We start from the raw sequence: 14,653 nt of genomic DNA, 5'->3' as shown, positions 1-14,653 counted from the left end.
GCCCGCATCCCTCCACGTGTCACCCCGGGCGGAGCGCAGCGCAGACCCGGGGCCTACTCGTTTGCAGAGCGGCAAACTGTGACAGGGCTGCGCCACAAATTCCGATAAGCTGCAGAATGCCTGCCGTGGCGCTGCGAAACTCTCCTCGCCGATCTGGAAGCGAGTAGGCCCCGGCTCTCACGTTGCTCGGCCGGGGTGACATCAGAGAGCCCAGAAGCACCTTGAGCCCACGTTTATCGCGGTTTTGCGAGCGCCTTGCCGAGGAAGTCGATGACCTCAGCTGAGATAACGGAATGCAGGTCCTCGCGGCTGCGTCCGCGACCATCCTTGCAGACGATGCCGTCGCCGGGCGTTTCTTCTTCGATCAGTTCGACCGCGCCTGGCTTGCACAACTGCATGAAACTGAAATGCATTGCGTCGGGCATCTCGACATAGGTTGACGTTACAGCGGGCAGATGCTCGGCAAGATAACCGGACTCCAGCCGCGCCGGCAGATCGCCGATGTCCACGCCTGCACCGAAGATCAGCGCCGGGACGCCCAGCTGGTTCAGGCTCTCAGGAGTGAAGCCGCGCGCCAACCCGAGGTCGAGCGAGACGAAGGCACCGATGCGTGGATCCTTGAGGTCCGCTTCAACGCGCGGATTGTCGAGCCCCAGTTCCTGCAACAGGCCGCAGGCGCGCGGGCTGTGCCCTTTTGCGCAGTCTTCGGCAAAGCGCCGTGTATCGAACCTTGCCCCTGCCGCCGCGGTGACGGTCCAGCCGCCCAGCGAGTGCCCGATGGCTGCGATCCGGCTGGCATCCACGTCACCGGCCAGGGCCGGATCAGCCAGCACGGCATCGATGACTCGGGACAGGTCCTTCGGCCGTTCCCAGATCTCAGCCGCGAATGCCGGGTCCCGGTTGAAGGTCGTGGTGCCGGGGTGATCAGGCGCGGCAACAACATAGCCTTGCGCCACCAGCTCGCCGGCAAGCCAGTTAAGATTGCGCCAGCTGCCGCCATAGCCATGCGACAGGACGACAAGCGGATGGTCCTGACCATCAGGCACCGCATCACGAACCGCTTCAATGCCATGAAAGACCCGGTTCTCGCCAACAATACCAAGCGTACCGCCGCCCCTGGCGGGATACCAGAGGCTGACATGCAGCGGACGGTCGCCGCCGGATCCGGTTTCGGTTTCGCGGAAGCCAATACTGGCGGCCAAAGCGGGCGAGGCGGCCACAAGCACAAGCGTGGCACCGACGAGGAAGGAGGAGGTGGACATCAATGTCTCCGGGTTGGTTGAACGGGCCTTTACTGCCCGACCTCTCCAGCCCCGGAGACCTGAAACACGATCAAGGACGTCGCACCAGGACGTCCGGACGCCTGTTCCTCAGCTCGACAGCACGTCCTTCACGGTCGTCGCCAGCTGCTTCAGCGTGAAGGGCTTGGCGAGGAAGAAGAACTTCTCATGCGCCGGCAGGTTTTCCTCGAAGGCATCCTCAGCGTAACCCGACACGAAGATGATCTTGAGGTCCGGCCGGGTCTTGCGCAGTTCGACCAGCAGCGTCGGGCCATCCATTTCCGGCATGACCACGTCAGACACCACCAGATCGATGGTACCGCCGGTCTCTTCCATCACCTCCAGCGCCTCGGTGCCAGAGGACGCCTCGTGCACGGTGTAGCCGCGCGAGGCGAGCGCGCGGGCGGCGAAGGCCCGCACGGCTTCCTCGTCCTCGACAAGAAGAATGGTCGCCGAGCCGGTGAGATCCTTGACCTTTTCCGGCTCCTCGACCTGCTTCTTCTCGACGACGGGCACTTCCTTGGGGATGTGGCGCGGGAAGAAGATGCGGAAGGTGGTGCCGGAGCCGACTTCCGAGGTGCAGAAGATGTAGCCGCCGGTCTGCTTGACAATGCCATAGACCGTGGACAGGCCAAGGCCGGTGCCCTTGCCCACTTCCTTGGTCGAGAAGAACGGCTCGAAGATCTTTTCCATGATCTCCGGCGACATGCCCGTGCCGGTATCGACCACCTCGATCATGGTGTACTCGCCCGGCGGCATGCCGCGGGTGTTGTCGAAGCGGGTGGACTCCTGCTCGCTCACATTTCCGGTGCGGATGGTGAGCAACCCGCCCTCCGCCATGGCATCGCGCGCGTTCACCGCCAGGTTCATGATGACCTGTTCCAGCTGGTTGACGTCCGCCATCACCGGCCACAAGTCGCGGCCATGCACCATCTTCAGCTCGATGGTTTCGCCCAAGAGCCGGTCAAGCAGCACGGTCAGGTCGGCGAGCACATCATTGAGCGCCAGTTGCTGCGGCCGGAGCGTCTGGCGGCGCGAGAAGGCCAGCAGCTGGCGGACAAGGCCCGCCGCCCGGTTGGCGTTCTGCTTGATGTTCATGATGTCCTGGAACGACGGATCGGTCGGCCGGTGGCTGGCAAGCAACAGGTCGGAGAAGCCGATGATCGCGGTCAGGACGTTGTTGAAGTCATGCGCCACGCCACCTGCAAGCTGGCCAATGGCCTGCATCTTCTGGCTCTGGGCGAACTGCGCTTCCAGCGCACGCTGCTGCGTCGTCTCGAGAGCGTAGACAATGGCCACCTCGCCATCCCCTGCCCCGTCCTGCACGGCCGAGACATAGAACGTTGCCGAGCGGCCGTCGGAGGACTTGGCCAGCGGCAGATCCAGCGGGGCGATGGCGCCGATGCCCTTGGAGGCAGCGGCCAGCGACTTGGTCAGTTCCTCGCGGCCCGGTCCGGTGACGAAGTCCTGCAGCCGTGTGCCATCCGATGTCGGGTCAGCGGCACCGAACAGGCGCAGGAACGGGGCGTTGGTGCGCAACACCCGGCCCTCAGCATCGAGCGAGGCAATGGCGATCGGCGTGTTGTTGAAGAACCGGGCGAAGCGGACTTCCGCCGCCCGCAGCGCTTCGGCCACTTCCTCGCCGCGCGACCGGTTCAGCACCAGCGTGCGGCTGTCGCCGGCGATGCCATCAGCCCCGAAGGGCACCCGGTGCAGCAGGCGAACTGGAACACCACGGCCGTTCCGGGTCACAAGATCCAGATCGAAGGTCTCGCTCTTCACCTCGCCGGCCGTGCCACGCACAGAGCGGACCAGTTCAGCCCCGTCGCCATGGATGATCTGCGACAATGCCACTTCACCCGCCTGGAACTGGGCAAGGTCATAGCCGAGCCAATCCGCGAGGGTGGCATTGAGATAGACGAGCTTGCCCCGCGCATCGCAAGAGAAGAACCCCGCCGGCGCATGATCGAGAAAATTGATCACGCGCTGCAGTTCCTGGAACGAGCTTTCCTGGTCGCTGCGGTCGCGGGTGATGTCGGCCAGCTGCCAGACGGTCATGCGGCGGCCGGAGCCGCCTTCCTTGCGCGCAACAGCCAACGGCCGCACCAGCACCCGGTACCAGCGCGCACCGCCATCGCTGCCATCCAGCGCATAGGGCAGCCGAACCTCTTCCTGCACCCGGCGCCCCTCGCGCATGGCCTGCGACAGACGGAAGATCACGTCGGCGGCATCGGGATCAGAGGAAAATACGCGTTCGACGGTGCGCACGTCAGCAGCCGATTCGGCACCGGTCAGCTGCGCATAGGCCTGGTTGGCGTAGATCATCCGGCCATCAGAGTCGGTAACGATCGCCCCATCATCCAGACTGTCGAGAAACGCTGCCCCGAGCGGGTTGACCGGGGCACGCGGCGCAAACCGCAGCAGTCCGATAGCCCCGGCAAACAATGAAAATACCCCGACCACCGCCAGGATGCCGAGAAGCCCGAGAACATAGGGTTCGGACGCCTCCTGCCCCATGACGGCAAAGGCTGTTGCCGCGCCCACCAGGGCAAGCGCCAGCACAAGCAGCACGGCAATATTGCCGGTTCGCTCGCCCCGATCGACTACCGGCGCTGCCGGCTCCCCGTCCCTGTCGCTCATTCCTGACCATCTCCCTCCCGCCCGGCGGGATTCGGCACCTGCGCCAGCATTCTGCGGGCGGCGGCGAAATTCAACTCGCGTCGCGCTAATTCGCGCGCCAGCTCCGGGTTTTCCGCATCCGGTAAACGAATCCGATGACTTCCGCGACCGCCTTATAGTGTTCTTCCGGAATGAACTGGTCGATTTCAACACTGGCATAAAGCGCACGGGCCAGTGGCGGATTCTCGATCACCGGTACATTTGCCCCCTTGGCGACTTCCCGGATCTTCAGCGCCACCGCATCCGTGCCCTTTGCAATACACTGTGGCGCGCCCATCGCCTCATCGTATTTGAGCGCGACGGCATAGTGCGTCGGGTTGGTCACGACCACGGTTGCCTGCGGCACGGCGGCCATCATGCGGCGACGGCTGCGCTCCATGCGCAACTGCCGGATCTTGCCCTTGATGAGCGGGTCACCTTCCGTCTGCTTGTACTCTTCCTTGACCTCACGCTGGCTCATCTTCTGCTTTTCGAACCACTTGCGCCGTTGCCACAGGTAGTCGCCGGCCGCAACGATGGTCATGACCGCCAGGATCGCCCCGATCAGTTGCAGGATGATCTGGCGTGTTTCCTCCAGCATCACCAGTTCCGGCGCAAAAATGATGGTTTCGGCCCGGTCCCGCTGCGGCCACAACACCGCAATCATCAGGATCGAGACCACCGTGATCTTCACGATCCCCTTTGCGAAATTGATCAGACTGTCGGCCGAAAACAGCCGCTTGAAGCCGGACAGAGGGGAAACCTTGGACAGTTTCGGCTTCAGCGCCTCGGCACTGAAGATGAGGCTGTGCTGCACCATGTTGCCGGCCACGGCCATCAGCAGCAGAAGCAGGAACGGCAGGCCCAGCACTGCCCCCATGACAAAGCCGACGTCCCACAGCAGATCCGTCAGCGCATTGCCATCCGCCTGGATCGTTGCCGCCTGTTCGAGATACCACTTCAGATGCGCGCCGAGATCTCGCGTCGCCGTCGGCGCGAAAAAGGCAACCACCATCGCGGTTCCCGCCATCAGGAACCACGTCGAGACTTCCTGGGACTTTGCGACATCCCCGCGCTGCATCGCCTCCGTGAGGCGTTTTTGCGTGGGGTCCTCGGTTTTCTCGGCGTCGTCGCCGCTTTCAGCCATAGCGCTCCTACCCCGCCGTATATCGGCCGATCTGCTCGGCGAAATGGGTGAGATACCAGGACATGATCGTCCCGATCAGGACCAGAAGGAGCACGATGCCGAGCGTGATGTTCACCGGCATCGAGATAAAGAAAATCTGCATCTGTGGCATCAGCTTGTTGAGCAAGCCGAGACCAAAATAGAACACAAGCCCCACAACGATGAAGGGCGCGCTCATGCGCACCGCTATCGAAAAGACATGGGCAAACGTATCGACGGCCACTTTGGTAAAGTCGCCGACCGGCATCAGGTCGCCAGGAGGAAACAGGGTGAAACTGTCATGCAGCGCCGCGATGATCAGAAAATGCGCGTCCGTGACGAACACCAGCGTCACCGCCAGGATCGAGAGGTAGTTTCCGATCAGGGCCCCTTGCTGGCCGGAATTGGTCAGATCCGAGCCCATCGCGAAGGCAAGGCCAATCTGGCTGGCAATAATCGTCCCGGCGATCTGCAACGCCGCCGTGATCATGCGCGCCGACAATCCAATGGCAAAGCCGATCAGGAACTCGCCGGCGAGCAGCACCCCAAGTTGCGGCAGGTTCGTGGTGAGATCAGCCGGATAGCTGCGTGACGCCATCGGATAGAGCACAAGGGTCACGGCCAGGGCGATGGTCAGGCGCATCCGCCCCGGGATCGAACTTTCCCCGAGTGCCGGCAGCAGCATAACCATGGTGCCGAGCCTTGCGAACATCAGCATGAACATGGCAGCCATCGCCGGCAGGAAGGACAGTTCCAGCGTCACCGCCCGTCCCCTTTCAGCCGGTTGCCAGGATGAGGTCGGTAATGCGCGCCATGAACGTGCTCATCAAGCTGCCCATGAACGGCAGTGTCAGAACCATGGTGACGAAGATGGCCAGGATTTTCGGCACGAAAACCAGCGTCATTTCCTGGATCTGCGTCAGCGCCTGGAACAGGGCGATGATCACGCCGACCACGAGCCCGACGACCATCGTTGGCGCAGCCAGAAGCACGAGAGTCCAGATACTCTCGCGTGCCACGTCCATGACTTCAGGTCCGGTCATGCCTGTCCCCGCTTTCAGCGCTGCGCAAAAGCCGATCAGATCGGCATGCGCATGATTTCCTCATAGGCTGCGATGACCCGGTCACGCACGGTGACCATGGTTTCCAGCGCAACCTCGGTCTCGGCAATGGCGGTCACCACGTCAACCACGTCCGCCTTGCCCTGGACCAGACCCAGCGCCATCTTGTCGGCCTCGCGGCCGCCCTGCACGACGTTGTTCACGGCATCCCGCACCAGGCCGCCGAAGTCCGCCCCGCCGGCTGGAGCCATCTCGGCTTCTGCCGCAATCGGCTTCGTCAGCCGTGACATGTTCTGGTAGGCATTCGCCGCGATCGAGGGAATGGACATGGCTCAAGGCTCCTCAGCGTGCCGGCGATCAGCCGCGCAGGATATCGATGGTCCGCTGCAACATGCGGCGGGTGGCTTCGATGACGTTCAGGTTTGCTTCGTAGGAGCGCTGCGCCTCGCGCATGTCGACGCTCTCCACCAGTGAATTCACATTCGGCATCCGCACATTGCCATTGGCATCTGCTGCCGGGTGGCCCGGCTCGTAGCGGGTGGGAAACTGCGACCTGTCTTCCTCGATGCGGCCAAGGGCCACCGTTTCGGCCTGCAATGCCCGGTCGAACTGGTTCTTGAAGGTCGGGATCTTGCGGCGATACGGGTCTTCCTCCGGGGTCTTTCCGGTGGAATCGGCGTTGGCGATGTTCTCCGCGATCACGCGGATACGACCATTCTGCGCCTTGAGGCCGGAGGCCGAAACGAACAGGGATTTGACAAGATCCATGACAGTGCTCCTTACGCCGACTTGCCGAGGGCGATGCGGATGAGCCCGATGCTCTTGGTGTAGAGACTGGTCGCGGCCTGGTAGTCCATCTGGTTGGCCGTCACCATCATCATCTGCTCTTCCAGCGACACGCTGTTGCCGTCCGGCGTGATCTCGAAGGAATCCACCTTCGTGTTCTTGTTCGACGACGCCGTCATGAAACCGGCCAGATGATTCTTCTGGGTGATCGCGGTGGACAGGCCGGCGCTGCCGGTGTTGTCCAGCTTGTCGAGGTCGAAGGCCTTCATGTCCCGGGCGCGGTAACCGGGCGTGTCGGCATTCGCAACATTCTCCGACAGAACGCCCTGACGCGACTGGTGCCAGTGCATCTTGGACTTCAACGCCCGGAACATCGAAAGATCCGACAAGGCCATGCGAGTCACCATTTGTTAACGGATTAGGCAAGTGTTGCCGGTCAAATGGTTAACGAATGGTTAAGCTTGAGCCTATTGCAATTTCAAACTAGCGCCGCATTTCAGTGGAAATCATGGATTTCTGCGGGAAACGCAATCGGACACGCCCGTCCGGACTCGGCAAATTTTGCCGCGCGATGTTAATCTTTCCTAATGACTGGAAAGAATCACCGCGACAGGCTGGTCGGGGACCCGGGTCAGGGTCCGGCAAGCTCCGCACAATGACGCAACAGTATACCTGATCGGCTTCAGATGATATCTGCACACCACCAGAAACGGCCAATGGTCGCTGGACAGTGTGTCCGGCTGCCGGAATAGCTTCAGGCCATCACGAGATCAGCAAGCATTCAACCTGCAACGGTGAGTGCTGAAAAGCCGATCGATCTAAATGTGTTAGAGCATCTAGCGTGCGGTTTACCGTTGCACCTGATGGTCTAGGCTTCAAGAGGTTCGCATGTACGAATGGATCGCGGAAACGTTTGGCGTGGGAGACGGAATCGCCCGGGTGATGTCTTTCATCATCGCCCTCGCCATTGTGTTCGGCCTGATCGGTCTCGTCCTGTTCGTCCTGCGGCGACTGACCGGCAACCGCATCAGCACGGGCCGCAACCGGCAACCACGCATCGCGGTGATGGATGCCATGCACATTGACCCGCGCCGTCGTCTGCTGCTGGTCCGCCGCGACAATGTTGAGCACCTGATCCTCGTGGGCGGACCGACCGATGTCGTCGTAGAGCAAGCCATTGTCCGTGGCGCGCCCGTTGCCGCGGCCTATCCGCGAACCGGACAGGTTTCCGGGCAACCGGCGCCGCAATACGGATCGGCCCCGTTTGAGGGCGAGCCGGAACCCTATGCTGCAGCCCCTGCATCCTGGCCTGTCGCCCCGGCCCCTTCGGCTGCACACGCCCCTGTTGCCCCCGTGACTATGGCTGCCGCCGCGGCGCCGCAACCGGCGGCCGCTGTACCTGAAGCCCCTTCGCGGGCACAGGTAAGGGAACAGGTCGCGCCGGCGCCCGCCGCACCGCGCCCCTCTTCCCTCCGCCAGACCGCACAGGAAGCCGCCCTAGCTGCCCTGCGCAGCCGCAACACGACACCGCGCGTCGAGGCCGCAGCGCCTGACAGCGAGGACGAGACCAACGTCAAGTCGCTGCGCCCGCGCATTGCCGCACTGAGCGAACCGCTGCGCCGGGCTCCTGAGACGGGTGCCCCGGCTGCGCCCGCAGCCCATGCCGGAGCCATCAATCCGGACACCGCCAAGGTCCAGCCTGCCTTGTCGCAGCAGCCTGCGCGCCCGACCGAGGCCATTGCTGCAGCCGCCTCAACCCTGACGTCAAAGGCCGGCGCATCGGTGGCTGCAGCGGGAGCTGCCGTCGCTGACCTTGCCCGGAGCCTGTCCAGATCCTCCGAGCGCACGGGACCTGCGCCCGAGCCGGAAGTAAAACGGCAGCTGACACCGCCCTCCTCGGGACCTGCCGCCCGTGCCCGGACCGCATTCCCCAATCCCCTGGCCGCGCAACAGGCTGCAGCTGCGCCAGCTGTCGTGACAGAGGCCGAGAAGCCATCGCTACCCCCTGCCCCCGCCGCAGCTCCAGCTGCAACGGGCACCAAGATGTTCGGTGGCTTCCCGATTCCCCCGCGCAAGCAGCCAGAACCCGCAGCGGCTCCGGTTGCCACTGAAGTAACGCCCTTTGTCACTCCGCCAGCGAAGCGCGAACCGGCCATGGCCGACGTCCGGCTGGGTGGGCCAGTAGCGGGCACCACCGCTCGGCCCGTTGCTCCGATGTCTTCCGAAGTCCGGCTGACACCGCCAGTTCCCCAGGCAACCAGCGCCGCCGCGAAGGAGCAGGTGCAGGCAGAGGAGAAGGCGCCCCAGGAAGCAGCGCCGGCGGGAGATGACATCTTCGAACTGGAAGTCCGGCCCGAGCCAATGCAGGCCTCGACCGAGACCGTTGCCGCCGCAGCCACGCTCGCATCGCTAACCGTTGGCAGCGAGACGGCGGTCAGCCCGGCTTCCGGTCCCCACCAGCCGGTCGCCGGTGTCATTCCGGAAATCAAACTGACGGCGGCCGATCTGGTCGTTCCCACGCAAGCCTCTTCGGTCCCTGTCGCTTCCCCGGTTGCTGTCGCGCCGGCCGTCGCTCCGGTTTCCGAAGCTGTTGTCGAGGTCCCGGCAGTTGAGGCCCCGGCGGTTGAAGCCCCGAAAGTCGAAGTTCAGGCTGGCAACCGTGACGTTGCCGGTGTCAATGCAATCGAGGAAGAGATGGCGCGCCTTCTCTCCGAGATTGGCGTGCAAGGGCGGAAATGACGGGCCTGCCCCTGGTAGGAGCCCGGGCTGGCAGAAGCCGCCCGGCCTCCCTGGCCCAGCCCGCTTTCCTTGTCCTGACCGGCCTCCTCGGCCTTTTGGCGCTGCCGTTCCTGGGTCTCGGTGCCGCCGAAGCCCAGGAAATCACGATCGGCTTTGGCGAGGGCACCAGTGTGACCGAGCGGGCCGTGCAGATGGTCGCGCTGCTGACCATCCTCAGTCTTGCCCCCTCCATCCTGATCATGGTGACCTGCTTCACGCGAATTGTCGTGGTTCTGTCCCTGCTGCGCTCGGCCATCGGCCTCCAGACCGCACCGCCGAACTCGGTGATGATCTCCCTTGCGCTGTTCCTGTCGGCATTCATCATGGCCCCGACCTTGCAATTGGCCTATGAAGAGGGCGTCAAGCCGCTGGTGGAGGGAACAATCGAGTTCGAACAGGCGTTCGAGCGCGGGTCCGAACCGTTCCATGCCTTCATGCTGTCCCAGGTGCGCGAGAAGGATCTGGCGCTGTTCCAGGAACTGTCAGGACAGACCACACCGGAGACGCCGCAGGACCTGTCCTTCCAGGTCCTGATCCCGGCCTTCATGATCAGCGAGTTGCGCCGGGCCTTTGAAATCGGCTTCCTGCTTTATCTGCCATTCCTCATCATCGACCTGGTCATTGCCTCCATCCTGATGTCGATGGGCATGATGATGCTGCCGCCAGTCGTGATCTCGCTGCCGTTCAAGCTGATCTTCTTCGTGCTGGTGGATGGCTGGAACCTGGTTGCCGGCAGTCTTGTGCGAAGTTTCGGCACCGGCGGCTAAGCGAGGCTCAGTTCACCTTAGCCGTTCGAGGACTGGGCGTTCGCCATTGCCCCGCCGCCTGTGCTGTCATTCGGTGTCATGTACTGGCGGCGGTACTCATCCATGAACGTGGTGAGCGTGTCGATGGAGGCCACCCCGCGGGCAACTTCAAGAAACTCGACGCCTTGCGCCTCAATGGGCCGCGTCACGACGTCAAAGGCGAAGGATTCCGGGCTGTCGGACATCTTGGCGGAATATTTTGTCCGCAACCGGTCCAGGCTGAGCTGGTCGCCGGCGAGAGAATAGGCGATTCCAGCCTTCAGCACATCGTTGCGCTCGATCTGCTCCAGCGGAATGCTGTCAGACCAGCGCGACCCATACATTGCCTCAAGTTGTTCGCCGGCTTCCCGCCAGCTTTGCGCCGCCCAGAACGTGTCGGCCCGCAACCGGTCCACCTCGCCACCACGCATGTTGCGCACCAGTTCCAGCGCCAGATCCGGCCGGCCGCTCTCGGTCAAAGCGCGGGCTTCGACCACATTGCGCTGGCGTTCGAGCGTCGAGGGCAGGTTCGCCTGCCGCGTCCGGTTCAGGACCGACAATGCCCGCTCGGGCTTTCGATCCATCAGATAGATGGCGGCCAGATCGGCCGCGATCTGCGCCCTGGCTGCCCCCTTGAGCCGGTTGTCGACCTGATGCTGCAACAGTGCACTGGCCTGGTCGAGCAGTTCGACCTCCACCAGCCGCTTGGCAAGGCCACGCACCATTTCATCGCCCTGGCGCCCGGGTGGCGTCATCTCGCGGAAGTCATAGAACAGCGCCAGCGCCTTCACCGGCGGCATTTCATTGGCCTTGCCATCGAGGAACAGCAGCGCGAACAGCGCGTTCATTTCCTCCTGCAGCAGCCGCGTGGTTTCGGATTCCGAATCCGACTGCACCGCCAGCTTCATGGCCTCGAAGGCTTCCCGGTAATTGCCACGTTCCGCCTGCAACTGGGCCAGGAAGCGCAGGGTCTTCAGTTCGACCTCGTCGCCGCGCCACCAGGTCGCCAGCGCAGCCAGTTCCTCGACCGTCTGGTCCGTGGTCAGTTCCCCGTCGCGGTGACGGATGCGCAGCGCGCGATAGGTCGCCTCGGCCGCCCTGGGGCGATCATCCGTCCGCGCCACGAGGTCAAACGCGGTCAAGGCTTCAAGCGAACGCCCGGACGCATCGGCCACCCGGCCGCGCAACAGGTCATAACGAGCCGCCTGGACCGATGAAATAAGGCTGGGCTCGATTTCCGCCAGGATCGCGTTGGCCATGCCGAAATCATTCAGCTCGACCATCGCCTGCGCTGCGGCGATGTTGAACTCGGCCTGGATCCGCACCGGATAGTTGCCGATCACCGCCCGGCCGCGCGGCATGGAAATGCGTGCCCCCGGCCAGTTGTTGAGTGCGACCTCGACAATGGTCTGCCAGACGGCCGCATCGGGACTGTTCTTGAGGTCGGGACGATTGAGATGCGGATAGGCCTGCTCCGGTCGCGCCGCCAGCGTCTGCGCCGCCCCCATCATCAGGTTGAAGGCACTTTCTCCCGCCAGCGCCGGGTCTTCCTCCAGCGCCAGTTGCATCATCCCCAACGCTTCATAGGGCAGCAGATGCGCGAGAAAGAACCGCGCCAGATCCATGCGCGGCCCGCTCCGCCGGTCCTGCGGTGCATTGGTCAGGACGGCTTCGAGTTCCATCCGGCGCTGCATGAACTCGCCCTGGTCCTTGGTCGCCAGGCTGGTGAAGTCGACATAGTTGGGCTGGTTCGGATCGATGATCGTGTTGAGCACGCGTGAGCCGCGCAGATTGCCGGTCGACAAGGTCAGCCCCTGTTCACGCTGCAGGATGACATCGTCACCCGCCAGTTCCGGCTTTACACCATCCGTCTGCGGGACGATGGCAACGCCATGCGCCGAGGCCAGCGTGTCCAGATCCACAAAGCGCTGTGGCTTCAAAAGACCCCGCGCCGGTCCGAACCCGGTCACGGCAACGATTGTATCTCCGACGAATGGATCCGTCAGGGTGCGCACGTTCTGCGGCTTCTGGAACGGAATGCGCAGAACGCTGCCACCGTCAGACCGGACGTTGCGCTCGATCGAAAGAGGGCGGGAGGGCTCGACAATCATGTCCCCGACGACAAGATTCCAGGCATTGCCATCGGCTCCGACCGTCGCCAGAGCGGCTGAAGTCACATCGACGCGCAACACCTGATAGTCGCCGAATTCACGCATGTCGATGGCACTGGCAACATCCTGCAGGGCCGACTTGATCGCCCGCACGTCGATGGTGACGCTGGTATCGAACACCATCCAGATGGAATCGTTCCGACGGAACACCGCAGTCGACACCTGTTCACGGAAAGGAAACACCACCCGGACGGTGTTGCCAATCCGCCGCGCCTCGGCGGCAACATAGTTGCGCACGGCATCGGCCGCGTTGGCCGGCAGGCTTTCGGGCGAGGGTTGCTCCGCCGGCGGCTGCGGCGACTGTGTTTCACTGCCCTGTGCACCACCGGCGGCCCGCCAGGGATCGGTTGCTGTCGACGGGGACGGCTGGCGCAAGTCAACAGCAGCCGGAATCTGTACGCCCTCGAGGACACGCGGCGTCCTGGGCTGGTCGGCAACCGGTGCCAGAGACGTGCCGGAGCCGGGCATCAGATCAAGTGGCACGGCATTGATGATCCGGTCGCCGAAGTCTTTCTGGGCGCTTAGCACGCGCGGGCTGGCATCTGCAGGCGCCATGGTCTGTGCAGACCGGACCTCTCCGGGCGCATCGGTCTGCGGGGCGGCCTCAGTGGTTGGCGGAACAAAGGAAACGGAGGCGACCGTCTCAGGCTCCCCCCCGTCCGGCAACGGTTGCCCGGCCAGTTCGTCAAGGCCTGCCAGCACGACCGGGCCCGGGCTTGGCTTGGCTCGTGGAAGCACGAAGGCCGGGTCCGTCGCCGGCCCGGCATCCGCTAACACGGGAAGAGGCACCACCGCCGGCGCTATGGCCCCGGGCTTGGGAACCGTTTCCGGATCCGCCTTTGGCACATCCGGCATCCCGCCAGGGGCATCCTGCCCGGACGCCGGCGGGGGCGGCAGGTCATTTGCCCCCTCGCCCGGCGCGACGATCAACCCTTGCGCCCCTGCCGGGCGGCCGTTCATTGCCGCGCCGATGGCATCATTGACCGCATCGCCGACCCGTCCGACTGTCGGGGTGATGTCGATGACATAGGTCTGCTCCTCGCGGAAGGCGCGAATATCGACGGTCGGGTCGATCCGCATCAGGAACTTCAGCTTGCCGCCGTCGAGAAAGGACGTTGCATCAACCACGCCCGGCGGAAGATGCGCCCTGAGGTCACTGACATCGAGCTGGGCAGCCTGGTTGAACGTCACCCGGACGATATCGTCCTCGCGGACGAAAGAGGTGTCAAAGCGGACGGTCCAGTCGAAGACCAGCCGGGTAAACGTCGGATGTTCACCCACGCGCAGATTGACCCGAGGCCCCTCCTCCGCTTTCAACCGCGCCTGTTCCAGGGCACGCACCTGGCGCATTGCTTCTTCCGCGCGCTTGGCAAGCTCACGCACCACGTCATCCGGCAGGCCGGGTGGCAGGCCTTGCCAGTTGGCAGGAAGGATATCAACGAACAGTTTTTCGCCCGCTTCCAGCGTGTTGATGCGGAACTTGTCCTTCAGCGCAAAGCGGATTGCACTGCCGTCCGGGTCGCGCCGGGCAATGGCAATATAGTCGGCAAGCTGCAGCGGGATATCGTCGACGCTGATCGCGATCGGCTCTTCAAAGGCAATGCGCAGGACACCGCTGGTAACCGTCGCATCATAATGCGGCAGCAGCGTCTTGTCCTTGAAGGTCAGAATCATGCGGCCATAGCCATTCTCGGCCTTGGCCTGCATCTCCACGATCGACAGGTTCTGGGCATAGGCCAGACCGGACGGATGCCCGAGCAAGGCCGGGCCAACGAGCAGTCCCGGAAGCAGCAGGAAAGATGTGAACGCAAGGAGGAAGCGCATCCGCACCGGAAGGTCCCGGGCGGCCCTTTGGCCCCATGACGAGGCGAACTCACGCGCTTGCCTCATAAATGTCAACAAAGTCAGGGTTATCCTCTCGCTCGGCATCACGCCTAACCCTAGGGCGCCGGCCTTAACGTGGCCTTAC

General features: G+C 63.6%; 11 protein-coding genes. 2 read left to right on the top strand and 9 right to left on the bottom strand.

Features of this window, described 5'->3' with window-relative positions; all coding sequences use genetic code 11:
- Positions 1-233 precede the first annotated feature (233 nt).
- From ACTIFE_RS19405 to flgB, 8 genes are all read right to left on the bottom strand, one after another.
- Positions 234-1,262, bottom strand: a complete 1,029-nt coding sequence (locus tag ACTIFE_RS19405; RefSeq protein ID WP_439530788.1) for an alpha/beta hydrolase family protein — start codon at positions 1,260-1,262, stop codon at positions 234-236.
- A 108-nt stretch (positions 1,263-1,370) separates the two neighbouring features.
- Positions 1,371-3,920: a cell cycle histidine kinase CckA gene (gene cckA / locus ACTIFE_RS19400; RefSeq protein WP_439530787.1), complete on the bottom strand. Its 2,550-nt coding sequence runs from the start codon at positions 3,918-3,920 to the stop codon at positions 1,371-1,373.
- Positions 3,921-4,005: 85 nt separating this feature from the next.
- Positions 4,006-5,085, bottom strand: coding sequence for a flagellar biosynthesis protein FlhB (gene flhB / locus ACTIFE_RS19395; protein WP_439530786.1), 1,080 nt, complete (start codon positions 5,083-5,085; stop codon positions 4,006-4,008).
- A 7-nt stretch (positions 5,086-5,092) separates the two neighbouring features.
- On the bottom strand, positions 5,093-5,866 hold the full coding sequence (fliR, locus tag ACTIFE_RS19390) for a flagellar biosynthetic protein FliR (protein WP_439530785.1): 774 nt from the start codon (positions 5,864-5,866) through the stop codon (positions 5,093-5,095).
- A gap of 13 nt (positions 5,867-5,879) precedes the next feature.
- Positions 5,880-6,146: a flagellar biosynthesis protein FliQ gene (gene fliQ, locus ACTIFE_RS19385; RefSeq protein WP_439530784.1), complete on the bottom strand. Its 267-nt coding sequence runs from the start codon at positions 6,144-6,146 to the stop codon at positions 5,880-5,882.
- A 35-nt stretch (positions 6,147-6,181) separates the two neighbouring features.
- Positions 6,182-6,493, bottom strand: a complete 312-nt coding sequence (locus ACTIFE_RS19380) for a flagellar hook-basal body complex protein FliE (RefSeq protein ID WP_106752946.1) — start codon at positions 6,491-6,493, stop codon at positions 6,182-6,184.
- Between the two features lie 28 nt (positions 6,494-6,521).
- Positions 6,522-6,932 (bottom strand): flagellar basal body rod protein FlgC, encoded by a 411-nt coding sequence (gene flgC, locus ACTIFE_RS19375; RefSeq protein ID WP_439530783.1) that lies wholly within the window; start codon positions 6,930-6,932, stop codon positions 6,522-6,524.
- A gap of 11 nt (positions 6,933-6,943) precedes the next feature.
- Positions 6,944-7,345 (bottom strand): flagellar basal body rod protein FlgB, encoded by a 402-nt coding sequence (flgB, locus tag ACTIFE_RS19370; RefSeq protein ID WP_439530782.1) that lies wholly within the window; start codon positions 7,343-7,345, stop codon positions 6,944-6,946.
- 493 nt (positions 7,346-7,838) lie between these two features.
- On the opposite strand from flgB, the gene ACTIFE_RS19365 reads away from it, so the two are divergent.
- Both ACTIFE_RS19365 and fliP read left to right on the top strand, forming a co-directional pair.
- The gene (locus ACTIFE_RS19365; protein WP_439530781.1) at positions 7,839-9,689 is read left to right on the top strand and encodes a hypothetical protein; all 1,851 of its coding nucleotides are present in this window, start codon (positions 7,839-7,841) and stop codon (positions 9,687-9,689) included.
- Positions 9,686-10,495 (top strand): flagellar type III secretion system pore protein FliP, encoded by an 810-nt coding sequence (fliP, locus tag ACTIFE_RS19360; protein ID WP_439530780.1) that lies wholly within the window; start codon positions 9,686-9,688, stop codon positions 10,493-10,495. The genes ACTIFE_RS19365 and fliP overlap by 4 nt, the downstream gene beginning before the upstream one ends.
- Before the next feature lie 17 nt (positions 10,496-10,512).
- On the opposite strand, the gene ACTIFE_RS19355 is transcribed toward fliP, so the two are convergent.
- Positions 10,513-14,508, bottom strand: coding sequence for a hypothetical protein (locus ACTIFE_RS19355; protein ID WP_439530779.1), 3,996 nt, complete (start codon positions 14,506-14,508; stop codon positions 10,513-10,515).
- Positions 14,509-14,653: the final 145 nt, after the last annotated feature.

Origin of the sequence: Pannonibacter sp. (assembly GCF_051860505.1) — a bacterium.
GTDB lineage: Bacteria > Pseudomonadota > Alphaproteobacteria > Rhizobiales > Stappiaceae > Pannonibacter.
The sequence above is the reverse complement of the archived record's forward strand: the minus strand, read 5'-3'. Positions and strand labels throughout refer to the sequence as shown.

What these genes read in the sequence shown, in the direction of transcription:
- flhB (WP_439530786.1), bottom strand. Translation starts at nt 5,085, where the DNA reads ATGGCTGAAAGCGGCGACGACGCCGAGAAAACCGAGGACCCCACGCAA.
- ACTIFE_RS19380 (WP_106752946.1), bottom strand. Translation starts at nt 6,493, where the DNA reads ATGTCCATTCCCTCGATCGCGGCGAATGCCTACCAGAACATGTCACGG.
- fliQ (WP_439530784.1), bottom strand. Translation starts at nt 6,146, where the DNA reads ATGACCGGACCTGAAGTCATGGACGTGGCACGCGAGAGTATCTGGACT.
- flgB (WP_439530782.1), bottom strand. Translation starts at nt 7,345, where the DNA reads ATGGCCTTGTCGGATCTTTCGATGTTCCGGGCGTTGAAGTCCAAGATG.
- ACTIFE_RS19365 (WP_439530781.1), top strand. Translation starts at nt 7,839, where the DNA reads ATGTACGAATGGATCGCGGAAACGTTTGGCGTGGGAGACGGAATCGCC.
- ACTIFE_RS19405 (WP_439530788.1), bottom strand. Translation starts at nt 1,262, where the DNA reads ATGTCCACCTCCTCCTTCCTCGTCGGTGCCACGCTTGTGCTTGTGGCC.
- fliP (WP_439530780.1), top strand. Translation starts at nt 9,686, where the DNA reads ATGACGGGCCTGCCCCTGGTAGGAGCCCGGGCTGGCAGAAGCCGCCCG.
- cckA (WP_439530787.1), bottom strand. Translation starts at nt 3,920, where the DNA reads ATGAGCGACAGGGACGGGGAGCCGGCAGCGCCGGTAGTCGATCGGGGC.
- flgC (WP_439530783.1), bottom strand. Translation starts at nt 6,932, where the DNA reads ATGGATCTTGTCAAATCCCTGTTCGTTTCGGCCTCCGGCCTCAAGGCG.
- ACTIFE_RS19355 (WP_439530779.1), bottom strand. Translation starts at nt 14,508, where the DNA reads ATGCGCTTCCTCCTTGCGTTCACATCTTTCCTGCTGCTTCCGGGACTG.